This is a genomic window from Paenibacillus taichungensis, assembly GCF_013359905.1.
GTDB lineage: Bacteria > Bacillota > Bacilli > Paenibacillales > Paenibacillaceae > Paenibacillus > Paenibacillus taichungensis.
In genome coordinates this window covers 1-24645 of sequence record NZ_JABMCC010000078.1, presented here as the reverse complement: position 1 = coordinate 24645, position 24645 = coordinate 1, and the positions used below count along the sequence as shown (strand labels likewise).

The following is a 24645-nucleotide window of genomic DNA, read 5'->3' as shown; positions in this document are numbered from 1 at the left end:
CTTACTTTTTTGCTAAAAGGATAATACTCCATGCTGCTGGATGAATAACTGTGCCTCGAAACTGAGAAATCATTTTTCTTTGAGAAAAATTCATTTTCAAAAAGGTACCGTTTGATTCCCAACCCCTTTTTGCAGATAAAAAAACAATTCCCAAAATTGGTAATTTGCTTAATTTATTCCCGCTGAATTTTATGTCAATTGGTTCCATGCTGTTTCAAACATCTTACTTGAGTTTAATAACGTGACGGTATATGGATCCCTCTCTGCTTCGTCATAGAGCGCAGAAGTACTGAAAAGTTCAACCTGTTTTCCCTCTTTCAAAACCATAATATTCGAACATAGTCCTGGTAACAGCGTGAGGTCATGAGTAATGAACAGAAGAGTTAAGCCTTGTTCCTTCTGAATGGATATGAGCAGCTCAATCATCTGCTGTTGTAATAAGACGTCGAGGTTGGAGACCATTTCGTCACAGATTAACAGTTTGGGACGAGTTAACAAAGCTTTGGCGAGACAAGCTCTTTGATACTGCCCACCACTCAGTTTTCCGGGGCGATTTCGAAGAAGGTTCTCATTCAGGCCTACTTTTCCCCAATATTCAAGGACTTTATGCTTGCGCTCGGCTCTATTATAACGGGTAAAATTAATTAAAGGTTCTTCCAGACACTGAAACAAGCTCAGTGATGGATTTAATGTGGAGCCAGTATTTTGAAAAACAATCTGTATATCGCGATACCATTCCCTATACGATAATATTCCTTTGTTGGGCAAGGGCCGCCCGTCAAAGAAAATATGGCCAGAGGTTGGTTGTTTTAATGCCATGATAAGCTGGGCAAGCGTGGATTTACCACTACCACTCTCCCCCACAATGGCCAGAGATTCTCCATCTTCTATTCTAAAATGAATATCTTCCAGAATGGGGCTTCCGTGAATTTCCTTATACAGTCGCCGGATTTCAAGCATAAGGTATCTCTCCTTTTCCAAGAAATCTTTGAGAGCAATGCCTGCATAACTCTTGGGTGTATTCATGTTCAGGTGCGCTTAAAATGTTCTCCTTACTGCCCTGCTCTATTATTTTCCCTTCCCGCATAACACCAATCGTGTCCGCAAGATAGCCGGATATAAGTAAGTCGTGGGTAATAAACAACATGCTCATATCCGTGTCCAGAATGAGCTCTTTCAGAAGGAATATGATCTCAGCCTGTGTTTTGACATCAAGTGCACTCGTTGGCTCGTCGGCTATCAGGATTTTCGGCTTTAACAGAAGCGCCATCGCAATCATGACACGTTGATTCATTCCACCGCTTAACTCATGAGCATAACTGCTCATCACATGGGACGTGTCCTTTAAGAGAACTTGGGACAACATTTTTTTTGCTTGCTTCTCAGCCTCATATCTTGAAACAGGCAAGTGACTGCGCATCAGATCAACGAATTGCCTACCAATCGGAATCGACGGATGCAAGGCCTGCTCCGGATGCTGGAAGATGGCACCAATCTGGCCCCCTCTGATGCTGCGCCAGCGCTTCCTTGATAATTGCTTCAGATGTTCACCCTGTAACACGATGTCACCTGACATCTGCAGATGAGCAGGCAGCATATCCAAGATAGCCTTACTTGTCAGCGTTTTACCGCTGCCGCTTTCTCCAATCAATGCATATGTTTTCCCAGTCTCCAGAGAAAAGCTGCTATCATGCACAAGCGATTGACCTTCCTTATTTCTGATATTTAGATTTTTGACTTCGAGCAAGGTCTTCATTTAGCGTTCCCTCCTCAGTCGCTCGCCTATAATTTGGAACGAAGCAGCAGTCAGAAATATCATAAAGCCTGGAAAGAAGCCCATCCATGGGGCGACCTGCAAATAATTTTTTCCGTCCAATAGCATGACACCCCATTCTGGAGAAGGAGGCTGTGCACCAATACCCAAAAAGGATAAACCGGATAAAGTCAGGATCACCTTACTCACATCCAGAATGAGCATCGTTCCAATCTGAGGCGTGATATTCGGAATCATATGTCTGGTTATTATTCTAAGTCCAAATGCCCCGCTAACCCTGCTGGCGGTAATATAAGGTTCCTTTTTCACATCATGAATTAGCCCTCTTATGATTCGTACGTACTTGGCCCACCAGGAGAGGATCACCGCAAAATATACATTTTCCATGCCAAAGCCAAGGAAACCAACGACCACAATGGTAAGTAACATACTCGGTAATGCTGTGAAAATGTCGGTTAGGCTCATCATAAGCATGTCCAGCTTGTTCCCCAAAAAAGCACTCCATGTCCCCACCAGAAGACCAATCAACATCACAACACTAAGTACAATAAAAACAGGGAATACCGATTCACTAATCCCGTGTATGACCCGGCTTAACAGGTCTCTTCCCAAATAATCCGTTCCAAATGGATGAGCAACGCTGGGAGGAAGAAGCTTCTGTTGATGATTCGTATGGAACGGATCATAAGGTGAAATCCACGGGGCCGCAAGTCCTGTAATAATAAGTAGGATGATATATAACAACGCAGCCGTTGGCAGTTTATTCGCTCGGATGATACTGATCAAACTTCCCACCTCTGTTTGTCAAGATGAACACGCGGGTCCGCAAGGAAGTACAACAGGTCGGTCATAAAATTAAAAACAAAAATAAATGCTGCCACGAAGAGTGCGCTCCCTTGAATGACTGGAAAATCACGGCGAAAAATAGCTTCAAGCATGTATTTACTGAATCCCGGAAAACTGAAAATCGTCTCGATGATAATCGAAGCCCCAAAAAAGCTGGGTAGACTCGTCGTGATTAATGTCAGAATTGGGATGAACATGGAGCGCAGTAAATAAGACGGATAAAAGATGCTCGGCCGCAATCCCCTAGCTTTTGCAGCCTCAATGTACGAGAACTTGCTGTACTGGATCGTATAGGATCGAACCATCCGAATAAAGTAAACACTTTGCACCAGCGTCATGGCAGTTACCGGCAAAATATAATGCCGTGTGGTCGAACTGCCTACAACAGGCAGGACGGGCCATATCACGCCTAAGGCATACATAAGAAGAATAGCAAGCCAATATAAAGGGATCGACAACCCCAATATGGTCATTGAATAAACCACTCGATCTGGCATTGAGCCTTCATTCAATCCCATCCAGATTCCAATCGGTATGGATATGAAGAGGGTTAATACAAAAGAGCTTGCAATGAGTTTCGACGTTGAGCCTAAACGTTCAATCATTTCACTTAATACGGGTTCTCCGGAAGAAAAGGAATGCCCTAACTCTCCTTGAAATACGTGATGTGCCCATGCTAAATATTGCTGAATGAACGATTGATCCAGTCCCCATTGTTTCTGTAAATCAGCTACGATGGATTGCTCCGGTACGGCTCCGATTTCCAGCAGCAGCATCGACGCCGGATCACCCGGCGCCAAACGCATTAATGTAAAAACAAACAAGGAAAATAAAACAAACGTGACTACCAACATGATCAGACGATGAATCATAGAGCGGAGCATTACTTCGCTTCTTTCTTCAGGTAATGCCACTTCAACGGGTCGTCCTCAATAGCATTGAACCTGAAATCAACCACTTGGCTTGAATGAACAAAGGTTTGCTTGGCGTAGTATATCGGAACAGACATGGCTTCCTCATGCATGCGGAGGAACACCTGATTGAACAGCTTTTGCTGCTGCTGAGTGGAAACCGTAGCCGCGATTTGATCCAGCAAATCGGATAAAGGTTTGTCCTGATACGCAACTCCCGGTGAGGATGACGAATCATAGAATAAGGAGGACAGGAATCGATAAGGTAATTGAGCATCAGTGTATGTCCGATACATAAGCAGATCATATTCCTTCGTGCTCCACAGGGTATCGTAGTAAGCAGCCCGTTCCTGATTCACAATATGGATTTGAATGCCGATCTGTTTCATGTTGTCTTGAAAAATTTCAGCCATCTCTTTCCATTCCGGATATTCCTCTGATTGAATCACCAGACGAAGTTGCAGTACTTGTCCATCTTTTTCATAGAGGTGCTTGTTCTTGTTCCATTGGTAGCCTGACGCTTCAATAAGCTGTTTGGCTTTTTCGGGATTATACGGATAGGAAGGCTGATTACTGTCGGATATAAATGCAACCTTCTCTTGGAACAATCCTCTAACAGGGTCCCCGCTACCTCCTGCATACTTGCTCGTATCATTGCCATAATTGATAGCTTGGCGGATATTCTTATCAGCTAGAAAAGTATTGTGTTGGTTGATAACCATAAAGTAGGACATTGTACTGTTTCCGGTTTCGATTACGTAGTTCTCGTTGTTCTGAAATACAGGGAGACTTTCCATGGGAATATTCCCAAGTTCCCCGCCCGCAAGATCCACTTCTCCAGATTGCAATGCCATTACCCTCGCCTGAGGATCTGTAATGACTTTGAAAACAAGTGAATAGTCGGATGGTTGTTCTAACCAATAATGTTCATTCGGGATGAGAACAGTCTGAATCCCTGGTTGATACTCTCCTATTTTCCAGGCACCCGTTCCGATCGCTTTTTGAAAAGTACCATTCACATCTCCCCTAGGGGTTACCGAGTTCGGACTCATAATTCGATATGGTCTTGCCTGACTAAGCTCGTACAACACTTGCGTTGCTGTATCCTTAAAGGAAAGTACGACTGTTTGATCATCAGGTGCTTCAACTTTTTGCAATAAACGGGATATTTCAAGCGAAGCATTCTCTTCCCTGCTTACCGCTCTTTCCAAAGAAAACTTCACGGCTGCTGAATTCAGTGGACTGCCATCCGAGAACATGACCTGATTTTGCAGATGTAAAATGTAAGTCCTGCCATCATCGGATATCTCCCATGACTCCGCCAAGCTGGGCGCAAATTCACCTTTTCCTTTATAGTCCACAAGGGCATCATATATAGCCGCATGCGTATGTCTGGAACCATTGTAAGTCGAGGCGTCAAGCTTGTCTGCTTCAGTATCCTGCGTGACTGCGACCACAATGTTCTTGTCCTCCTCTGCTGCAGAGGGTGAACTCACATGTTGTGAACACCCCATAATGAACAACAATAAGACAACAGCAATTACTCCAAATCCTGATCTTCCAAACATCCCTACTCCTCCTATTCATCTTTAAGCTGTTTATGATTGCATAGCTATTATTCTCATGAATACTTGCTAGATGAACAATCTTTGTATATTATTAATCGTAATCATTACGTTTAGCAAGGATTTTTTTATATAACAAGGAGTCGATGTTAGTGAGTAAGCATAAACTTGTACAACAATATCGGGATTATTGGGACAAAGGAGCAGCTGTCTATGATGAAATTGTGGATGCCGAATTTGCGTCCAACCGATATGATAAATGGAAGGGAATTCTGAGTCATTTTTTGTCCGGGAAAAGTAATTTAAAAGTGCTCGATGTAGGTACCGGGCCTGGTTTCTTCGCGGTTCTGCTCAGCCAGCTGGGGCATCAGGTTACTGCTATTGATTCTTCTCCGGAGATGGTGGCTAGGGCTAATCAAAACGCCCATAAATATAATTGCAGTATCCAGGTTATTGAGACAGATATTATAGAATATAAGACAGAAGAAAAATATGATATCATCATTTCACGAAATGTAACCTGGTTCCTGTACAATCCTGTAGCTGCATATCAAAATTGGCATGGAATGCTTAATGACGGAGGCCAGGTTATTATTTTTGATGCGAATTGGAATTTATTTTTATCTGATCCGAAGGAGGCAGAGCTTTTTCAAAAAGACAAGGAGGAGGCTGCCGCGAAAGGGTACGTGCCGTACCGCCCAGAGAAGGATGTCGAAGAAGGAGACCAACTGGCACTTACTTTGCCATTGAGCTATGTAAGGAGACCTGAATGGGACAGCGAAATGCTTCGTTCAATTGGCTTTGCCCAAATCCAAATTCATCAAGGATTCGATGGTAAACTGTATCATAGAGGTGAACAAATTCTGAATCGACACAGACCGATGTTTGCGATCGTTGCCAATAAATAACTCAACATTCGCAGCCTCGAACACTTTATCACTCCGTTTATGCGGGTATCAGCTTTACGCACTCGGTTCTTCTTTCGACCCTGCTCAGCTACGTATTATAAAATGTTAAAAACATGTGCGAGTCTATACACGAGAAAATACCTGCCCCTCTCCCAGGCAGGTATTAAAGGTGAATCGTATGAATGGCTTACCAACATTGATCACTAAATATTAGTCCAGAAGGCTGTAGATCTGAATGCTCTCCACCTATGTTAAGATTTAAATAACATCTTTATTATTTAGATATACATCTAATCGATGATCGGACTATGTTCTTGTCCATTCCGGCAACCGGTACAAGTTCTTGTCCTTGGCTCGGGACAAGAACTTGTACCGATAAAATAATAAATCCGCTAAAATAGCTACTTCAATGGGAATATGTTCTTGTCCCTCGACATTTATGTCATTGCTGCTGCAGCACACCTTTGATCCTGAGAATAGTTCGTTATTTGATTGGGCTAGTGTTTCCTCGGCTACCGGTTCGTCAACAATCGTCTGGGTAGTTTCTTCTCCTTCTGTCTCATTAATGACCTCAGTAATAGTCTCTTCAGGTTCTTTATCAACTGTGGTTACTTCTTGTTGAGCATCTTCTGTATTTGTAATAGTCAAATTTTCTGCATTGGTACAACCAACCATTAAAATGATCATTAACAGTAAGACTAAATAGCTCATTTTCTTTTTCATTTTAGGACTCTCCTATAATAGTTTCATACCTGTTCATTTTATAAACGACGACTTTAAGTTATCTTGTTATATTATCTTACCATAAAGGACCATTATGATATTAAATTAACCTCCCTTTATGGAGAATCACTGTTCTCTTAAATACTCCCGTTTTCTTAGCTTTTGACCAAACGTTCTTTATAAAGATAACTTTTAGAGTCTACGCTCCCACGTTCCTTCATTCAACTTTTCCATGAGGTGGAGGTCAGATATGCTGCCCGACAGGATCTTTGTCCGTAAGGATAGTGCCTTTCCGACTCATCCGTGCTTCTTGTTATCTTACTTTGCTTCTAGGCCAGCTCTTAACTACGTTTACTTAAGTTGCTAATGGTAAGTCCGTGAAACGGGAGATATCCTGGATCATCTTGCTTTCACTAAACTCATGTCCCTTCTTTAATATTCCGAACAGGACTCTTATGAGTTTGTTACATAACCCAATTAGTGATTGCATCTTTTTCATTGGATTTACCGGCCGCTTGGTGTAATACTCATGCTTTGCCTGGAAAGCTGCATTCTCAGCCACCAACGGCATCATTACTCTGAATAGCAAGGTACTTTTTTTCAGTTTTAAGTCTGGTGGGTAACTTAATATCAAAACTGAGTTTAATCTTTTACTATCAAGTCCATACTGTTCTCAAAGAATTGTTTAAGACATCGAATAATAGGGAGAATGTCTAATTGAGTAGATTATCCGGTTACCAGTTGTTTTGCATCACGCTTTTATTCCAGCTCGGAACTACTGTCATATTCGGGTCTGGATCCAGTACTGGTCGCGATGGCTGGATTGTCACGATCCTATCGGCAATAATCGGTATAATGCTGATTCGCATGTACATATCCATCATGAACTTAAATCCTGGCCTTTCACTAGTCGAATGGTATCCAAGGCAATTTGGAAAGTGGATTGGGGTGCCAATCGCGTGGCTATATCCTCTGATGTTTCTTTTCGACGCCGGACGCATCATTGGCGATCTGAGGGACTTAATTCCAACTACAATTTTGCCTACTACGCCCCCTCTCCTCATCACATTTTTGTTCATCCTTGTCATTGTCTATGGCATGTATTTAGGGCTTCAGAGCGTGGCAAGAGTTGGTGAAATTCTCGTTCCATTCATACTTTTCCTGTTTGTCGTTGAGGTTTTGTTCCTTTTGTTTTCGCATATTGTCGACTTTGAATTTATTAAGCCTATTTTGTGGGATGGTTGGTCACCGGTACTCAGAGCGGTATTTCCTGAAGGCACTCTGCAAACTTTCGGGGAAACGATCGCTTTAGCAGTTATCTGGATTAGGGTCGAAAGACCAGAGAATATATGGAAGAATACATTATTGGCCACAGTTATTTCCTCCCTGAGCTTCCTGACATTCGATCTGCTCTCCATTATGATATTTGGCGGTTTGATGTTTGAACGAAGCATTTATCCATTCTATTCTTTGAGCGGAATGGTGAACATTGAGGACTTTATTACAAATTTAAATCCATTTGCAGTCATTTATTTTATTGTTACTGCTTTTTTCAAGTTGTTTCTCAAAATGTACACTGGATTAGCGGCGATCCAGATCCTTTTCCCTTGGATCGGCATGCGCAAGCTAATATGGCCAAGCGCATTATGCGTTTTGCTGCTTGGTTTTGTCGTATCAGACAACGTAACCGAGCACATTTATGTCCTTGCTGTTCAGTGGGTTACTCCCTATTTTTGGCTCCCTCTTTTCGTGATTTTTCCTTTAATATTATTCATTGTTTCTCATGTGCGTCAGCGACTTAGACAATGAAACTTGCTTTAACGTTGGCCTCTTTCGATTTCTTCTTTATTAAGAGAGCCGGATGCTCCTGTCAATCCGAAACGAATGAATTTTAAACTAACTTTTACATCCATATCTACTTCGGAAAATGTGCGATCCCATTCTTTCTTGAGAAGCTTCCATTGGTTTGGATGATTTCGGTAAATGCTTTCTCCCACACCGATAGCATCTGTTTTGAATTCCTTTTGGAACTTACGAATAAGAGATAAAATTTGTTGTTCAAGCTTCTTTTCCATCTCGTGTTTAAACACTGCTATAGTGCTCTCATTTAGCAGGTCCATATTTGATGTGTTTTCCACAAGAATGGCATCTGCTTGTAGATTCAATTTCACGCCCAGTTCCTGACCGAAATGAAAAGACCATTTTCTTTTCATGCGCTGAAAATCCATTGTTATGGTGCCTTTATCATTTGGAGAAGGAATGGTATTCAAATGATGATGTGGCCAATTTACGATCCATGATGCATCGTCCGTTTCATTAAGGTCAAGATAACCCACCAATTTGGTCTGATTATTTAACACGGCAGCCCCATTAAAACGATAGAAATCTTGATCTTGGTCATTGATCGATTTTACTTTTTCCAGGACAGGTACGAAATCTCCAAAATCCATTCCTTCGTTCATTGTTCGAACCAGAAACATGAATCCGACATCGACTGCTCCAAAATTAGTTTGTAGTAGCTTAAAATACTCCCTCATTGATTGCGCGCCAAAGGGTGTTGAGCTTTTCAGCATATCAGAAGCCATTCCGTTCTTGACAATGAAAAGATTCAAACGCAATGGTGATTCTGGATTTCGTATCACAAAATCCAGGCTTTCGCGAAATCCTTGTCGTGCGAGGTTTTCTCCTATGACCATGCTACGGCGCTGTCCTCTATTGATCAGTCTTGTAACCTTGGATTGCATAATGTTGCTGGATTCCATTAGATTTTTCCCTTCCGCAATTTCCGTATAAAAACCAGTTTGTGGACTCTTTTCACCTTGGCTTTCCTTAGGATTTCGGGCAAACTGATTACTCAATACATACTTGTCGTCTACCTTGTCCAATCCGATGGACAACAATAATGCCTGGTCATTCAGTTCTTGATTGTCCCAACATCCTGTTAAGGTAAGTAGAAGGAAAACCAGTAACAATGGAATCCGTTGTTTCGTGATTTTCACTTTAATCTTTCCTTTCTTCTAAGAACCCTTCTTTTGCCCCTTCGGGGTGCGCAATTTATTTTGTTTGACGTAACTTTTCGGTCGAAAGCTCAGGTCCCAGCGTGGAGCTCGCCAAAGTGCATCTTTTAGCTCCAAAATAGAAAGCGGTGCAATTGGGCTGAAATAAGGTACCCCAAAGGATTGAAGCGAAGTGATATGCAGGAGTATTACCAATGTTACTAAAGCTACGCCGTATAAACCCAGTGTTCCTGCAAAAATAAGAAGAACGAAACGTAGCATCCTTAGAGGGTGGCTCAGATTCAGGCGGGCGATCGTAAACGAAGCAATCCCTGTTCCTGCAACAACGATCACTATAGGAGCCGATACGATTCCCGCTTGCACGGCTGATTGACCAATGACTAGAGCACCTACAATGCTCATAGCAGACCCAATTTGTTTCGGCAGCCTGATCTCTGCTTCTCTCAAACCTTCGAACAAGATTTCCATTATAATCGTTTCAATGACAGTAGGGAACGGCGAGTTTTCTCTGGAAACGGAAAAATTCAACGCAAGGCTGGTTGGGATCATTTGTGAATGGAAATTGACTATGGCTACAAATATGGATGGCAGGAATAGAGATATAAAAATAAATACGATCCGTATAAACCTGACGACAGAGGAGTATAAACTGGGATTGTAATAATCTTCGGCTGATTGTAAACCCGTCCAGAACGTAAAAGGTACAATTAAAACAAATGGCGTACCATCAGTGAAAATGGCTACCTTCCCTTCAAGCAAGCTTGCCGCCACGATATCCGGGCGCTCTGTATTTTGAACCGTTGGAAAAGGGGAAAACTTGTCCTCTTGTATGAATTCCTCGATGTAACCCGACTCCAGAATACTGTCCGTGCAAATTTGTTTGAGACGACACCGCACTTCGTTAATAACAGACTCTTGTGCTATACCTGAAATATAAGATACAGCAACCTCTGTAAGCGTCATTTCGCCTAAGATGTAAGACTCCATTTTCAAGCCATCCGATTTGATTTTTCTTCGCGTCATACTTGTATTAACACGTAAAGATTCGGTGAAACCTTCTCTTGGACCGCGTATGACAACTTCTGATTCTGGTTCGGAAATGCTACGGGTTTTGGCACCGTCAATGGCAGCCGCCATGGCAGCTTTATCTCCGTCTGTCAAAATAATTACACTCGAGCTTAATATGGCTTGAATAGCTTCACGAAGGGTATACACAAGTTTAGTTTGGGCTAAGGCGAAACGTTCTTCCCTAATCTTTTGCCCAGCACTTTTATTATTCCGATGCTCTAGCTCCAGTAATGGTTTTAGAATCGCCTCATCGATAATTTGCTTGTCCACCAGTCCATCAATGAAAATCAGTAAAACATCCTGGCCTTCTTGAAGCGTAACGGACCGATAAATAACATCTGAGCAATAGGAAAATCTGCTTCGCAGCAATTGTTCGTTCTCATGCAAACGTTCGGATAAAGGGGTGTTCGGAATTTGGGGTAGGGTCGATTTCAGTTCCTGACGAGACTTTTTGTACGAGTAGTTATCGTATGAACTCATTGTAGTCACCTTTCACTATTAGGTTGAATCCTAATGTCCTAGCTGATTTATGAGATTACTCTTCTGATTGATTGTTTTCTCCGTAAGAAAATTCTCCCCGAAACCATTATTCTCTATACGCAAAGCAAAGGATCAGAAAAAACTTTAGGTGTGAGATGGTAATGGAGCACACGTCTCGACCTTTATTTTCTTAATTTTTTCCTGCTGTTTCCTCTCAACCATACGTTTCAGTTTATGCGACATCTTGTGAAATTGAATTGATAAGTATCCAAGTTCTTCTCGAGCGCGAAAATGTTCCACTTTTTAGAGCAGCCCTTCTAGTCCAGAGCAATTTTATGCAGGAGTTTCTTACTGGGGCTTGTTGTGATAAATAGAAAATTGAAATTATGGCGACAAAAAGAAGAGGCCCTCCCAAAAGCCATAGGATGGCTCCGACAGCTCCGTTCTCCAAAATGTAAAACAAAAAAAGCCTCTCCTTGGTAATATGGGAAGTGTCGAGCAACCATTTGAGGAGGGCTTCTTTTGTACATTCAATATACCCATGGAACAACTTTTCTTAACAATGGATTTGGAGAAAGATATCCCTAAAATCACTTCGTGCGTGTCGTAAATGACGCGGTTAACCGCCTGAGCGACTTCATTTTCAACACCGCATACCCTGGCGGCGGGCACCACAGCTATCATCCCAAAATACTCACCAAAATCATCATCTACGCTAACAACCAGCGCATCTATTCCTCCCCGGCAAATCCCAAGGCTGTACGTGAAAATATCGTATTATTATTGTACACATGGGAAACAGCACATGGTCAAGATACCAATATAGGTAGAGAATCTGTGTGGTCTGTTAATTACTTTTTTTGCCGATTAACTTCAAATCATCTGTTTGTATGGAAAGCTGTTACGCTCACCGGCGGTTTGGATCCGATGTTCATATTTTTGTGCCGCGGTAGCAATTAAAAACAAGGATCAACTCTGTAAACTGGTTGCTTTCTTCACAGCATTACAGGCGTGCAATGATTCAGTCTATTTCAATGCCCTCGAACAAGCAGATGCTTCAGAAGGGTACACACGAATCTGCAGCAGCAGAACGGTTGGATCCATGGAAGAGATTGCGTCGTCAGCAGGTTCTATCTCCAATGGTAAAAGAAATCTTTTTTAAAAGAATTATACAACTTGCTGGGATATAAAAAAACAACCTTAGTCAGTTTAAACACTGATCTAAGGTAACTAGAATTTCTATAGAGCTATTCACGATAATTAGTCCTAGTTCTTTATTTCTGCGATACCCTCTCTCAATAATGTTTCTTCAAGCGTTTCAAGAACGTTTACTTCGTCAGAGCCATTTACTACAATATCAAACTCATAACCGTATTCCATACCCAATGAAAGAATACCTAAAATGGACTTTAAATTCACTTCCTTTCCATCATGTATTATTTTCACCTCACTATCCAACTTGCTGACGCTATTGACTAGAATGGTTGAAGGACGAGCGTGAATACCAGTTTCATCTGTAACAATAAACGTTTTTCTAATCATATTTATAATCTCCTTTAATGATAAATGTTTTAGTTGTAACCTATTTGCTTCTATATTTCGTCTGTCTCTGCTTAAGTGGATAAGTTTTTATCCAGCCATGCATCTACATTACTCAGATGCTCATTACCTGCAAAATTAAAAATGAACGAGTTGCGTATTAATTCAATAACTTCCGTTGTTGAAAGATCAAATGTCTCTGCAATTTTGATCAAGTTTCCTGTTAGATCATAATGAAAACAGGGTGGATCATCCGAATTAATGCAGACTCTCACGTTACTATTCATTAATTTCTTAATGGGGAATTCCGACCACGACGAGTAAACTCCTAAACTGATGTTAGAAGCGGGACATAAAGTTAGTAAAATTTGTTTCTCCGCCAAAATTTTTATTAACTCCTCGTCTTCTACAGCCCGAATACCATGATCTATTCTATCTAATGGAATGGATTGTAATGCGTCCCAAATCCCTTCTGGACCGACAACTTCACCAACATGCCCTGTCAATTTAAATCCATATCCTTTGGCGATAGCAAAGGCATCAGCTTGTTTATGCGGGGGATATCCGATTTCTTGCATATCCATACCCACTGCTATTAATGGTAACAATTCACGGTACTTTACTAGTTCATTAAGATACTGACAGTTTTGGTCTACTGGAGCTGTTCTATCCAAGTTTGCAATAAAACGAATATCAAGATTCTTAATCTGTTGTTTTGCTAAAGTTAACCCCTTAGCAAAACCATTTACAACGGTTTCTACAGGAATTCCCCGGGAGCCATAGCAAGCCGTATAATCGAACATCACTTCACGATAAACTATATTTTGTTTTACCATATCTAAGGCACACTCAATTACCATTTCAGCAAAATCGTTCTCTGTTTGAATAGACGAGATGGCAGTCAACATCACTGTAAGAAACTCATCTAGAGTCTGAAAATTGTAGAATTCTCTAGCCTCCTGTAACGAATTGATAGGAACGTCAATACCATTCCGCTGTGAAAATCTCCAAAAAAGTTCTGGAGATATGCAATCAATATGATAATGCAACTCAGCCTTTGGACATTCTACTATAAGCTTTCTTAGGTTAGCATCCATTTTTCTCAACCCTTTCGCTCTTCTTTCTGTACTTATACATACCGAAACTTATAACTTCTACGTTAATAGTATTGCATTCTTTGTTTTTCAAAACCAACAAAAATAGTTCCTAACCATAGGAAACATACGTTGTATCCCTCTAATACTCTCTGATTAATTAATTGCTCAATTTGTTAAATCCAAAAGCACTTAGTACTTTCCACGTTCAGCAAATTCATTTGTAGAGGTTACTTTAGACCTGAGAAAACACGACGATACTAAACCAATAAGAAAAATAAACCCTAGAACTCTAAAAGAGAAAAAATATTGTTCTGTTTTTAACAAGTTACTAGCTAATATTGGTCCTGTGCTAGCGCCAAGGAAAAGAATAAACGCATTAAATGAAATTGCGCTCCCTCCTGAATTCCCTGCTTGCTGACTTATAAAGCTGATGAGTACAGGTGATGCAAGCGAGATGCCCGCTACAATAACTACGCTCAAGAATACAATTAACGGCAAAGAATGGATTACACTTAAAGCAAACAAACTTGCTGTAGCTATTAATAAACCAAAACGTAAGACAATAGCCGCCCCTACTTTTTTCGAAATCTTTCCAACAAACGGGGAAAACAACATTCCGACAATTCCAACTATCCGAACATACTGTATTTCCTGATTCGTTAGACCGAAACTATCAGAACTTAAATAATCACCAAGTATGGTATACATGCCCACTAAAGTTAACAACAGCATAAAAGTAATTGAAAACACCAGAAGTAAGCGGAAATTTGTTAAGAGCTTTGTCATTTGTTTATATTTGAGAAATATACTTTCTTTAGGTCTTAGAATTTCATCCTTTGGAAGATATCTTATTACAAGTATGGTAGTTAAAACATAAACTATTCCTAAAATCCAGAAAATAGCATGCCATCCTAAGTACTCATTTATAAACCCACTAAACACTTGACCAGCAATACCTGCCATTAAAAGCCCTGAACTGATAAATCCAATAGCTGTTAGCTTTTTGTGAGATGGAAACATTTCTCCTGAATACACGAGTGAGACAGGAACAAAAGCAGCAGCAACTAACCCTTGAAGACCTCTTAGAGCTATAAGCCCATAAAAACCATCTACTAATGTTATGACGATCGTAACAATTGCTAACATAAACATACTTGCTACTAAAAAAATTTTACGCCCATATCTATCCGAGAATGGACCGTATAGTAAACATCCCAGAGCGTAACTTAAAGAAAATGAGCTACCAATCCAAGCTGCTTTTGTTGAGCTTATATGAAAACTCTGGACAAACACAGAAGTTAAAGGAATTGTGATATACATGCTCATTAGTATAACTAAGCCACACCAAAATAAAACTAATGTCATTAATGAATAATTATGTTTTTTCGGATTCACACAAGTTTCCCCCAAATTTAAATTATAGTTATTTAATTTGCTAATTCTGTGAATACACAGAAAACCACACAGTTGCCTTTCGGCAAGTGTGTGGCGAAAATAGAGCATATCTAAAAAAATCCACTCCCTATAACAGGGTTTATTATTTATTCAAACAAGATCTTCACCATTTGTTTCAATGACTTTTTTATACCAATAGAAAGAGTCCTTTTTAAGTCTCTTGCCGGTTCCATTACCAAAATCATCTTTGTCAACATAGATAAAACCATAACGCTTGCTCATTTCAGCAGTAGATGAGGAAACAATATCGATTGGTCCCCATGCACAGTAAGCAAAAATATCTACACCATCCTTGATTAATTCTTTTAACTGCTCAATGTGCTTTCGGTAGTAATCAATACGATATGGGTCATGAATACTTCCGTCTTCTTCTAACTTATCCAACGCCCCAAAGCCATTTTCTGCTATCATTAAAGGCACTTGGTAACGATCCCAATACTGGGACATACAGTTGTATAGACCTAATGGGTCCATCCTCCAATCCCATGGAGTTGGTTCCAAATAAGGGTTCTGAGACACATCAAATGGCTTGATGGTATTTATAGTAGAGTCGACAATTTTGGAGGAATAATAAGAAATCGCAAGGAATTGCATAGTGTTATCTCTTAGCAGCGCTTCCTCTCCTTCCTTAATATCCAGATTGATTTTATTTTCCTCGAAATAGCGAAGTGCATATCCAGGATATTCTCCGCGTAGTTGCACATCAGAAAAGTAATACTGCATCCGATTCTTTTTCAATGTCAAGACAACATCTTCAGGTTTACATGTTGCTGGGTAAGATGTAGCGTCCGCTAACATTGTACCCAAAAATGCATCTGGATCAATGATCTTTGCAGCTTCAACCACTTTTGCACTAGCTACAAATTGATTATGAACTGCCTGGTACATAAGTTCTTCCATATTCTCTGCCTGATCGTCGTAAATACCAAGACTTCCGAACTGAATACCAGGGATTAAATTAATCTGGTTGCAAACAATCCAGTATTTCACTTTCCCTTTATATCTTTCAAGGATGACCTTCGCATATTTAACAAAGAAATCCCCCACCTTACGATTTGCGAATCCCCCATATTCAGTTACTAAGTGTAGAGGGATATCGTAGTGAGACATTGTCATAATAGGTTCCATACCATTTTTAATGATCTCATCAATTAGCTTATCATAAAATTCTAATCCTTTTTCATTGGGTATCAATTCATCTCCATTAGGGAAAATTCTGGACCAAGAAATACTTGTTCTAAAGTTTTTAAATCCCATTTCCTTATGAAGAGCTAGATCCTCCTTGTAGGTATGATAAAAGTCAATTCCATAACGCTTTGGGTAGTACCCTTCTGTATCAATAGCAGCTCTTTTTATTCCTTGTAGGGTTCCTCCTCCTTCTTTTTCTATATGGGCCCGATCTAAGTTTTTGTCATAGACATGAATATCAGATGTCGATAACCCTCTTCCATCAACATCATATGCTCCCTCGATCTGGCATGCTGCAACTGCTCCCCCCCATAAAAAGTTTGATGGGAATCCCTTAGGTACTTGTTTCATCATTATTTCCTCCTCTTACGAACGTATAGAAATGATATAATTTTTGAGTGATATTTTTTACTTAAGAACTTTACTACTAATCGTGTCGTCAAATCTTTTAAATACACGAATTAATCGTTTAGTCAATTCATACTCGCTTTTAACTGTCATCAGGGTATCTTGAGCATGGGCAAACAGTAGGGAAAACAAAGGTTCCTCTCCGGATGCTTCTTTTTGAACTGTTTCTGTTTGCATCCGATGAGACTTAGTCATGCTTTTCTTCGCTTCTTCTAATAATTCATTTGCACGATCATAATTGCTTTCTTCACATGAAATGAGTGCTTCCATGATACCTTTTCGAGCATCTCCAGCGTGCATAATCATTTGCATCGATATCAAACTAAGTGCCTCTAATTTTTCTTCTCTGTCAATCATTGAATGTGATCTCCTTTATTTTGAATTTAAGTTTAGTCCTCAGCTAAAGCTAATTCTTTCTTCTTCTCCTGAATATCGTAAGCTTTGAAAAATGGGAAATAAATGATAAAGGCTACTACAAAAAGTCCAACTCCGAGGATGATGGCCCGCCAGTCCTGGGTGGTCAGATAAGATGCAATTGGAGTAGGAATATACCACAACAAAAATGTTTTTGATGGAATAGATACTAACCCTAACTTCATGACAAAATATACGATGGATGGGATAACTATGGATGAGATCCACATAGGAATCATCAAAAATGGATTAAAAACAATAGGACCACCAAACATAAGGGGCTCATTGATATTAAACATAGAAGGAACAATGGTTGCACGACCGATGGCCTTTAATCTGTAGGATTTACTAAAAATCACCATCATTACCGCAAGTGCAAGTGTTGCCCCAATCCCTCCCATGTTTATAAAGCCATACGCCGTTTCTTGAAGAGCGATATTTGTAGGTTCGAGACCTTGAGCAACACGTTCAGCATTTTCCGCCAGTCCGGCTAAATAAACTGGATATATTACTGGCATCATTACCCAGCCACTGATCCCAAATGTATAAAGTAATGCCGGAATAAACAGTGATAGTACAAAACCAGGGTAACTCTGAACAATAGTGGATAAAGGGTCAAAGATTTTTAGAATTACGTCAAAGAAATCTAAATTTAGCGGCACAGCTATGATCCAAGAAACAACCATTACTAAGGTAATAGGAATCAATGAATCAAACCAGACGATAACAAATTCCGGAATCATGCTATCTTTGGAAAATAAGGATTTCTTTGCAAATAAATTCATAACGGCTGCAACTACAAGACCGATTACCAAAGATAAAAACATGCCGGTAGCACCAAATCTGCTAAATATAAAAGTGATTTGACCATCATCCGAGATTACTGGAGATAAAAGCAAAAGATAGGCAGCAAGGCTTGTTACCCCTGCTAGAATTTTTTTGTTGTGATGCCCCTTCTTCTCCATTACATAATACGGAATCAGAAATGCTACTAATAATCCTTGCAAACCGAATGTAAAACTATTGATTAAAGAGAAATCTGGAATATTCGGAAAAATACTGTTAAGCAGAGATACTATTGTAATCAAAGATCCAACTAATATAAGTGGTAATAGAGTCATTACCGCGTCCTGAATTGATGAAATCCAAGGATTTTTTGTAATTTTATTTACAACAGGTGTAAATGAATTGGACATGAAATCCATGAACTTAGTCATCATATTACTCACCTGCTTCAAGCATGTTTAAAAGCAGATCACAAGCTTTATTTCCATCCAAAGTGCCATAAATATCTTGTGGAATAACGGCTACTTTTACAGGCAGTCCATTCAACTTTTCTTTAATTTCATCTTCCATATATTTCAAATGAGGTCCGACTAACAATACATCAATTTCATTAACATATTCGGATAGTTGTGACTCACTTCGAGCCTGCACAGACATTTCAATCCCTCTTTTTTTGCCTGCCTTACGAATGGCGTTAGCCATAAATCCACTAGAAGCACCTGCACCACAGATTAATAATACTCTTGTCATTTGATATTTCCTCCCTGAAGTAAAATCTGTTTTCGTTACAAACCTAGTATGGCATTCACATTCAATTAAGACCAACAATAAAAGTTCCTAGAGATAGGAACTAACATTGCAGTTAATATCATTGATTCAATTTAATAAAAGTATCAAAATAGATAATCAATCTACATGAAAAATAGGTCCATATCTGGATCTATTTTTGTTAACATCATCAAAAGTTATTACAAATTATTCTGCTATTCCTTTCGTTTTCAATGTTTCTTCAACGTTTTTGATTGCCTCATCTTCATCTGTGCCTGAAGCAACAATTTTTATTTGAGCGCCGTGAGGAATATCTAAAGACATAACAGACATTATTGATTTTAAGTTAACCTTTTCCCCATTATACTCCAATCTTATTTCTGCATTATATTCTTTGGCCGATAAAACTAATGCGGTAGCTGGGCGTGCATGTACACCATTCTTGGATGTAACTACAAATGCGCTTTCTAACATACCTGAATCACCTAACCCTATTTAGTTTTTAGAGCCTTTAGCTAAGTTATTCCTTTTGCCAATACACACATTCCATGCCAACAGTTTACTAATTAGAAAAAGAGCTGCTTGGTAATCAAATTGTTTAATTACATTAGGGCGTGTCTTCAAACTCAAACAAGTCACACCATAATGGACGCCAAGTCCAAAAAAGTCTTGAGCGTACACGAAATTTATCAAAACGAGTCGCCAAATGATGTTCTTCGTAGACATCCCGATCATCTGTTGGGATCACCTCGGCGATTTACTTTCCGGGAAACATCGTTACGGCTTGTTGTTCGTTCAAAAAGATTCGACTGGCATTCTTATCATACGCGCGGTCGGCTAAAACTTGCTTCCGCATCAGTTTCATATTTTAAAGAAAATCTTGGACGGAGTCATGCGCTTCTCCTCCAGTCAATTCGAAGCGAAGTGTATTCCCTAACTGGTCAACCATTGCATGGATTTTTCGTTCTTATTCCACCTTGGGAACGTCCGCTTACTTTGCTCCCTTTTGCGCCTGATTCATGCTCGTGAATTCGCACAATCCTGGCGACAAGCACGATGCTTTCCTTGTCTGAATCTTAGGGAATATACTCTAATACTGGATCCCAAATGCCCGCTTTCTGCCAGCGTCGAAAGCGGGAGTGGCATTTCCCAATTAGAGAAGTAGCCTAGCAACTCACGCCAAGGAGCGCCTGAACGAGCTCCCTATAGCATCGCGTTTAATATGATTCGATTATCCAATGCGGGATATCCTCATTGTTGTTTTTCTTCAGCTAGAAACAAATCTTGAATTTCGTACCATGCGTCCATTTGTATGAATTAAACCCTTTTATTACCATTTAATTAGTTTGAAGACAACCCCTATAATTACATTTGGAAAAACTCAAAACCAACAATAAATGTTCCTATCTGTAGGAACATTTATTGTTGGCGAGGTGGGAAATGGGGGAATATAGTGTTTTAAATAGCTAGATTAGTTGGACCGGGATGTGATTAAAAAAGATACTACATGGCGGTTTTTCAGCCCAAACATTTTTGGAGGCGATGATTGACTAATTGAAGCGAACACTTTAATATTGCGGCTGAGATTTGCGTAAAGTCCGTGCTCTTGGGAAATACGTCTCGAAGTAAACCGTTCGCATTCTCATTCGAACCGAGTTCTTAGGAAGAGTAAAAGACGAACTCCTTCCACTGTCTGCCTTAGAGGTTGGATAAGCCTCAGTAGGTACTGAGCACGCGACTACGCTAAAAGCGTTATCCATCGAAAAAGCCACCCGATTTAGCATTTAAATCGCAATGTACAGACGTGTTTTTTGATCAATGAAGGCAACTCATACCCCTTGCACTTTCCACATCCCCAAAGTTCCCAATGTCCAAATATTTCTCAAGAGAGATCGACTTCCGGACGCTGGGAGATGATGCGTCAGACGACAGCAAAGTTACCGCATCTTTCCGCAGGCTTCTGACGTTTAACCTTTGTGCCGAAGTTAACTGCAAAGTACCTTTCGTTAGACGATTTATATAGACCATCGGTAGATAGTTTAAAAACATACAGTGGATCGATTTTCAGTTCTAAAGCGCTACACAATCTGCTCAGATGACCATTTGGTGTGCAACTACTCTTCCAAGCTCTACAGTATGTTCTTTCGTCCTTTTTCTCCCTTAAATACGGAAACTTTGCCGCCTGCACATAATCTTGTTGTGAGCTTTCTGCCAGATAAGATTGTAGTTAAACTTAAACCTATACCCTGACAAATGGTTGTTTGATACCGACCAATTTCCTCGGCAATAGCTCTTTTACTTTTTCCTTGTGGATGTAAGATTTCTAGCTTGCTACGGTGGATTATGCTAAGATGTGAATAACTCATGGACTGATTCTCCTTGTGTGAATGCTGGTGTGGTAACTTTCATTCTACTCGAATCAGGCTATGAGCCATTTTTTTATTTCCAATAGGTGTCGGTCTTCATAGTACAATCCGTTTATAAATGAACAAAATAAGAAAAATATACTATTTTACATTAGAGGAGGATTAAATATGAAAAATGATCGTAGAGAGGCATTTATTCAGTATCTAGCATCACAGAACAGTTGGTGTACAGCGACTAGCTTGTCTAATACGTTTAAAGTATCTTCAAGAACGATCAGAAAATACGTTAATGAAATCAATCAAGATCAATTAGTCATTGCTTCTTCTCCACACGGATACCGACTTGTAACTAGAGAAAAATCAACAACAGTTAACAAACAAATCTCACCTATGGACCGAATTAAAATTATTTTAAAAGAATTAATACTACATTTGGAAGAAGTTAATATATTTGATCTTTGCGACAGACTTTTTTTGAGTGCTTCTTCAATTGAAAACGACATTGTACATGCAAATAAAATCATTAAACCTTACCACTTAATTATTCGTCGTAAGAAAGACATGCTTACATTAGTCGGCAGAGAAAAAGAAAAACGCAAGTTAATGAGCTTTATAATCTCCCAAGAAACTTCGAATGGATTTTTAAGCTTAAAATCTATTCAGGATGCTTTTCCAGACTATAATGTTTATTTACTAAAAGATGAAATCGTTTCTATCCTTAAAGAATTTGATTTGTTTGTAAACGACTATATTATGTCAAGTATTCTCTTACACCTAATTATCACAGTTGATCGAATAAAAAATAATAATTCGGTTATCCAAACAACAGAATTAAGTAAAATTAAAAGCAATCTCGAAACAAACGCAGCCAATAAAATTGCAGACATGTTAGAAGGAATGCATAAAATTAATTTTAGTGAATCAGAGCGCTATAACTTAATTCTACTTTTATCTAGCAAAACGACAATGCTTAATTACCAATCATTAACGTCCACCTCTTTAAACCAATATGTTGATGAGCATTTTGTGAATCTTTCTAAGAAATTACTCGCAAAAGTTCACGAGCGCTACTTCATTGAAATTTCTGATGATATGTTTTTTGTAAAGTTCACCCTCCATATACGTAATTTAATTTTTCGAGCAAAGAATGCACAGATGGTGAAAAATCCCTTAACTCATAAATTAAAGGATAAATATCCCCTCATTTATGAATTGGCTGTCTTTATATCAAATCAAATTCAACAAATAGAACACATTCATATAAAGGAAGATGAGATTTCTTATATTGCTTTTCATATCGGTTCTTATTTCGAAAGAAAAAACGAGCTTGAAAACAAAATTCTTTGTGCTGTAGTTTGTCCAAATTATTATGATATGCAACTACAGCTTATCCAAAAAATCGAAAAAAGGTTTCATGATTCTCTAGAAATTATTAAAGTTTCATCTGATTCAAGTGAGCTATCATCAATCGGAAAAATCGACTTGCTTATTAGTGCGTTGCCTCTGCAAAATAACCAAATTCCATCTGTGTTTGTACATCCTTACTTGATAGAAGAAGACTATGAACATATTCAAAATCAATTAAACCAACTAAATAAACAAAAAAGGATTCGCGAAGTAAAACAGTATCTTGATCTATATTTTGACAAAGATCTTTTCATGAAAAATGTTTATCTCGACAGTGATGAGGACTATATCTCATTCATGTCAAAATTGCTTTATCAAAAAGGTTATGTTCCAGAAGATTATGGAGATTCAGTGCTCGAAAGAGAGCGAATGTCATCAACTGCGTTTAATAATAATGTGGCTGTTCCTCATTCCATGAATATGGATTCTATAAAGACAGGAATATGTATTATTATCCTGGACCGCCCAGTAAGTTGGGGTAAAGAGAAAGTGCAAATCATTGTGATGATTTCAATAAACAAACTACAACGCGAATTATTCAGTGCCTTTTTCGAAGGTGTTATCAACATACTATCTGAGTGGAAGAATGCTAGTGAGCTAATCAGGGCAAGAGATTACGAAGAGTTCATGGAGAAAATGACGATGCAATTAAATGAAATATAATCATGAGATATTTCTTGATTTGATTATTATCTTTTGTTGGTTTGAGACTACTGAACTAACAATTAACCACAACATGCAAAGCAACTATTTATAAAAGAATTGGCTAAAGAACAGTCCCTATTGTGCTTTGAAGCATGATTGGACTGTTCTTTGACGGTTTTTATATCCTTCAATAAAAGATCTTCAAAAATTTTATACTTAAGTTCGCTATTCAAATAATGAGCACATTGCTGAGTTCATAATTTACTTATTAGCAGAATAGAAACACATTGCCTTGAGCATGTTATGTGATACTGAATATATTGATATAAAGACTTTGTGCGACCAGAAATTTACTAATTGCAGTCTGAAACTATTAAGATGTCAAATTCTATTTTCATTTTCCAGTCAATTGTTCAGGCCTCCCAAAAAGTAAGAAGAAATTGTTAGTCCCACCAGGCCCTTCACCATAGTTTTTGTCCATCGCACAAATTTTATGTTTATGTACTCTTATCAAGCTCTAAGAATTTCAGACCAAAACCACCTAGATATCTATCTAATCTGAAATAACACATGTTCTTGTACCCCTACACTAGAGTCTCCTAAAAAATAAAGTGTCGGTAGTCCCTAAGACTTCCTCGACACTTAAGGAACTATAATCACAGTTCTTTAACATATATAAGCTACGTTCATCTAACATATTTAGTGAAGGATTCACCTAACAATGATTTGTTACAATATCTGTCGATTTTCTTTAAGTAGAACATCGTGTGTACTACCCTCAACAATACTTGTAGAAGAAACTAAGGTTATCTTAGCATTTTTTTGTAATTCAGCAATCGTCAGGTAACCACAATTACACATTGTTGAACGTACTATGCTTAAAGAAAGTCCAACATTATCTTCTAAACTTCCTGCATAAGGTACAAACGAATCAACTCCTTCTTCAAAAGAAAGTTTTTCGTCACCGCCTAAGTCATATCTTTGCCAATTTTTTTGCCCTTGTACTTCCCTCTCCCCAATACTCTCTCATATAATTACGGTTTATGTTCACTTTTTTAGTGGGGCTTTCATCAAATCGGGCAAAACATCTTCCAAGAATTAGAAAATCTACTTCCACAGCTAGCGCCAATGCAATGTGGTAATCGTGTACAGTACCTCCATCAGAACAAATTGGTACATAGATTCCTGTCTCATTAAAATATTCATCACGAGCCTTCGCTACCTCAATTAATGCGGTAGCTTGACCTCTCCCTATGCCTTTTTGTTCTCGTGTAATACAA

The 24645-nt window shown here is 39.1% G+C and carries 21 protein-coding genes and 3 pseudogenes; 4 read left to right on the top strand and 20 right to left on the bottom strand.

The window, feature by feature from the left end; genetic code table 11:
* Position 1 precedes the first annotated feature (1 nt).
* From HP548_RS01060 to HP548_RS01035, 6 genes are read right to left on the bottom strand one after another with little or no spacing between them, the layout of a single operon-like run.
* Positions 2–208, bottom strand: coding sequence for a hypothetical protein (locus HP548_RS01060; protein ID WP_175380649.1), 207 nt, complete (start codon positions 206–208; stop codon positions 2–4).
* Positions 190–1026, bottom strand: coding sequence for an ABC transporter ATP-binding protein (locus HP548_RS01055; protein WP_175380648.1), 837 nt, complete (start codon positions 1024–1026; stop codon positions 190–192). Before HP548_RS01055 ends, HP548_RS01060 begins: the two co-directional genes overlap by 19 nt.
* Positions 953–1756 (bottom strand): ABC transporter ATP-binding protein, encoded by an 804-nt coding sequence (locus HP548_RS01050; RefSeq protein WP_175380647.1) that lies wholly within the window; start codon positions 1754–1756, stop codon positions 953–955. Before HP548_RS01050 ends, HP548_RS01055 begins: the two co-directional genes overlap by 74 nt.
* A complete protein-coding gene (locus HP548_RS01045; protein WP_175380646.1) occupies positions 1757–2560 on the bottom strand; it encodes an ABC transporter permease in 804 nt (267 codons plus the stop codon).
* A complete protein-coding gene (locus HP548_RS01040; protein WP_175380645.1) occupies positions 2557–3534 on the bottom strand; it encodes an ABC transporter permease subunit in 978 nt (325 codons plus the stop codon). The genes HP548_RS01045 and HP548_RS01040 overlap by 4 nt, the downstream gene beginning before the upstream one ends.
* Complete coding sequence (locus HP548_RS01035; protein ID WP_175380644.1) at positions 3504–5099, bottom strand: ABC transporter substrate-binding protein; 1596 nt, start codon at positions 5097–5099, stop codon at positions 3504–3506. The genes HP548_RS01040 and HP548_RS01035 overlap by 31 nt, the downstream gene beginning before the upstream one ends.
* Before the next feature lie 149 nt (positions 5100–5248).
* Between HP548_RS01035 and HP548_RS01030 the strand changes: the two genes are divergently transcribed.
* Positions 5249–6004, top strand: coding sequence for a methyltransferase domain-containing protein (locus HP548_RS01030; RefSeq protein WP_175380643.1), 756 nt, complete (start codon positions 5249–5251; stop codon positions 6002–6004).
* Positions 6005–6310: 306 nt separating this feature from the next.
* On the opposite strand, the gene HP548_RS01025 is transcribed toward HP548_RS01030, so the two are convergent.
* Both HP548_RS01025 and HP548_RS34225 read right to left on the bottom strand, forming a co-directional pair.
* Positions 6311–6727 (bottom strand): hypothetical protein, encoded by a 417-nt coding sequence (locus HP548_RS01025; protein ID WP_175380642.1) that lies wholly within the window; start codon positions 6725–6727, stop codon positions 6311–6313.
* A 355-nt stretch (positions 6728–7082) separates the two neighbouring features.
* Positions 7083–7316 (bottom strand): annotated as a pseudogene (locus HP548_RS34225) (IS110 family transposase); the annotation flags it as partial.
* A gap of 128 nt (positions 7317–7444) precedes the next feature.
* Between HP548_RS34225 and HP548_RS01020 the strand changes: the two are divergent.
* On the top strand, positions 7445–8536 hold the full coding sequence (locus HP548_RS01020) for a GerAB/ArcD/ProY family transporter (RefSeq protein ID WP_175380641.1): 1092 nt from the start codon (positions 7445–7447) through the stop codon (positions 8534–8536).
* Between the two features lie 8 nt (positions 8537–8544).
* Here HP548_RS01020 and HP548_RS01015 read toward each other — a convergent pair whose 3' ends face one another.
* Together HP548_RS01015 and HP548_RS01010 are read right to left on the bottom strand one after the other, a co-directional pair.
* Positions 8545–9726 (bottom strand): Ger(x)C family spore germination protein, encoded by a 1182-nt coding sequence (locus HP548_RS01015; protein ID WP_175380640.1) that lies wholly within the window; start codon positions 9724–9726, stop codon positions 8545–8547.
* 18 nt (positions 9727–9744) lie between these two features.
* Positions 9745–11292, bottom strand: coding sequence for a spore germination protein (locus HP548_RS01010; protein WP_175380639.1), 1548 nt, complete (start codon positions 11290–11292; stop codon positions 9745–9747).
* 522 nt (positions 11293–11814) lie between these two features.
* On the opposite strand from HP548_RS01010, the pseudogene HP548_RS34220 reads away from it, so the two are divergent.
* A pseudogene (locus HP548_RS34220) lies at positions 11815–12075 on the top strand (IS1182 family transposase); the annotation flags it as partial.
* Positions 12076–12558: 483 nt separating this feature from the next.
* Here the strand turns inward: HP548_RS34220 and HP548_RS01000 are convergent.
* The 9 genes from HP548_RS01000 to HP548_RS33205 all read right to left on the bottom strand — a co-directional run bounded on the left by HP548_RS01000 (position 12559) and on the right by HP548_RS33205 (position 21313).
* The gene (locus tag HP548_RS01000) at positions 12559–12834 is read right to left on the bottom strand and encodes an HPr family phosphocarrier protein (protein WP_175380637.1); all 276 of its coding nucleotides are present in this window, start codon (positions 12832–12834) and stop codon (positions 12559–12561) included.
* 71 nt (positions 12835–12905) lie between these two features.
* On the bottom strand, positions 12906–13928 hold the full coding sequence (add, locus tag HP548_RS00995) for an adenosine deaminase (RefSeq protein ID WP_246317853.1): 1023 nt from the start codon (positions 13926–13928) through the stop codon (positions 12906–12908).
* 189 nt (positions 13929–14117) lie between these two features.
* Positions 14118–15323 (bottom strand): MFS transporter, encoded by a 1206-nt coding sequence (locus HP548_RS00990; RefSeq protein ID WP_175380635.1) that lies wholly within the window; start codon positions 15321–15323, stop codon positions 14118–14120.
* Positions 15324–15473: 150 nt separating this feature from the next.
* Positions 15474–16922, bottom strand: a complete 1449-nt coding sequence (locus tag HP548_RS00985; protein ID WP_175380634.1) for a glycoside hydrolase family 1 protein — start codon at positions 16920–16922, stop codon at positions 15474–15476.
* Between the two features lie 57 nt (positions 16923–16979).
* Positions 16980–17336 carry a PTS lactose/cellobiose transporter subunit IIA gene (locus tag HP548_RS00980; RefSeq protein ID WP_175380633.1) on the bottom strand — a complete coding sequence of 119 codons (357 nt, stop codon included), beginning with the start codon at positions 17334–17336 and terminating at the stop codon, positions 16980–16982.
* A gap of 32 nt (positions 17337–17368) precedes the next feature.
* The gene (locus tag HP548_RS00975) at positions 17369–18613 is read right to left on the bottom strand and encodes a PTS sugar transporter subunit IIC (RefSeq protein WP_175380657.1); all 1245 of its coding nucleotides are present in this window, start codon (positions 18611–18613) and stop codon (positions 17369–17371) included.
* 1 nt (position 18614) lies between these two features.
* A complete protein-coding gene (locus HP548_RS00970; RefSeq protein WP_175380632.1) occupies positions 18615–18929 on the bottom strand; it encodes a PTS sugar transporter subunit IIB in 315 nt (104 codons plus the stop codon).
* Between the two features lie 225 nt (positions 18930–19154).
* Positions 19155–19421 carry a phosphocarrier protein HPr gene (locus HP548_RS00965; protein ID WP_175380631.1) on the bottom strand — a complete coding sequence of 89 codons (267 nt, stop codon included), beginning with the start codon at positions 19419–19421 and terminating at the stop codon, positions 19155–19157.
* A gap of 1655 nt (positions 19422–21076) precedes the next feature.
* On the bottom strand, positions 21077–21313 hold the full coding sequence (locus tag HP548_RS33205) for a helix-turn-helix domain-containing protein (protein ID WP_246317850.1): 237 nt from the start codon (positions 21311–21313) through the stop codon (positions 21077–21079).
* Positions 21314–21481: 168 nt separating this feature from the next.
* On the opposite strand from HP548_RS33205, the gene HP548_RS00955 reads away from it, so the two are divergent.
* Positions 21482–23383 carry a BglG family transcription antiterminator gene (locus HP548_RS00955; RefSeq protein ID WP_175380630.1) on the top strand — a complete coding sequence of 634 codons (1902 nt, stop codon included), beginning with the start codon at positions 21482–21484 and terminating at the stop codon, positions 23381–23383.
* A gap of 711 nt (positions 23384–24094) precedes the next feature.
* On the opposite strand, the pseudogene HP548_RS00950 reads toward HP548_RS00955, so the two are convergent.
* Positions 24095–24645, bottom strand: a pseudogene (locus tag HP548_RS00950) (IMP dehydrogenase); the annotation flags it as partial.

Excerpts from the sequence above, each read along its gene's own strand:
- HP548_RS00985 (WP_175380634.1), bottom strand. The coding sequence starts at position 16,922 with ATGAAACAAGTACCTAAGGGATTCCCATCAAACTTTTTATGGGGGGGA.
- HP548_RS33205 (WP_246317850.1), bottom strand. The coding sequence starts at position 21,313 with ATGAGTTATTCACATCTTAGCATAATCCACCGTAGCAAGCTAGAAATC.
- HP548_RS00970 (WP_175380632.1), bottom strand. The coding sequence starts at position 18,929 with ATGACAAGAGTATTATTAATCTGTGGTGCAGGTGCTTCTAGTGGATTT.
- add (WP_246317853.1), bottom strand. The coding sequence starts at position 13,928 with ATGGATGCTAACCTAAGAAAGCTTATAGTAGAATGTCCAAAGGCTGAG.
- HP548_RS00955 (WP_175380630.1), top strand. The coding sequence starts at position 21,482 with ATGAAAAATGATCGTAGAGAGGCATTTATTCAGTATCTAGCATCACAG.
- HP548_RS01010 (WP_175380639.1), bottom strand. The coding sequence starts at position 11,292 with ATGAGTTCATACGATAACTACTCGTACAAAAAGTCTCGTCAGGAACTG.
- HP548_RS00965 (WP_175380631.1), bottom strand. The coding sequence starts at position 19,421 with ATGTTAGAAAGCGCATTTGTAGTTACATCCAAGAATGGTGTACATGCA.
- HP548_RS00975 (WP_175380657.1), bottom strand. The coding sequence starts at position 18,613 with ATGATGACTAAGTTCATGGATTTCATGTCCAATTCATTTACACCTGTT.
- HP548_RS01055 (WP_175380648.1), bottom strand. The coding sequence starts at position 1,026 with ATGAATACACCCAAGAGTTATGCAGGCATTGCTCTCAAAGATTTCTTG.
- HP548_RS01000 (WP_175380637.1), bottom strand. The coding sequence starts at position 12,834 with ATGATTAGAAAAACGTTTATTGTTACAGATGAAACTGGTATTCACGCT.
- HP548_RS00980 (WP_175380633.1), bottom strand. The coding sequence starts at position 17,336 with ATGATTGACAGAGAAGAAAAATTAGAGGCACTTAGTTTGATATCGATG.
- HP548_RS01025 (WP_175380642.1), bottom strand. The coding sequence starts at position 6,727 with ATGAAAAAGAAAATGAGCTATTTAGTCTTACTGTTAATGATCATTTTA.
- HP548_RS01060 (WP_175380649.1), bottom strand. The coding sequence starts at position 208 with ATGGAACCAATTGACATAAAATTCAGCGGGAATAAATTAAGCAAATTA.
- HP548_RS01050 (WP_175380647.1), bottom strand. The coding sequence starts at position 1,756 with ATGAAGACCTTGCTCGAAGTCAAAAATCTAAATATCAGAAATAAGGAA.
- HP548_RS01035 (WP_175380644.1), bottom strand. The coding sequence starts at position 5,099 with ATGTTTGGAAGATCAGGATTTGGAGTAATTGCTGTTGTCTTATTGTTG.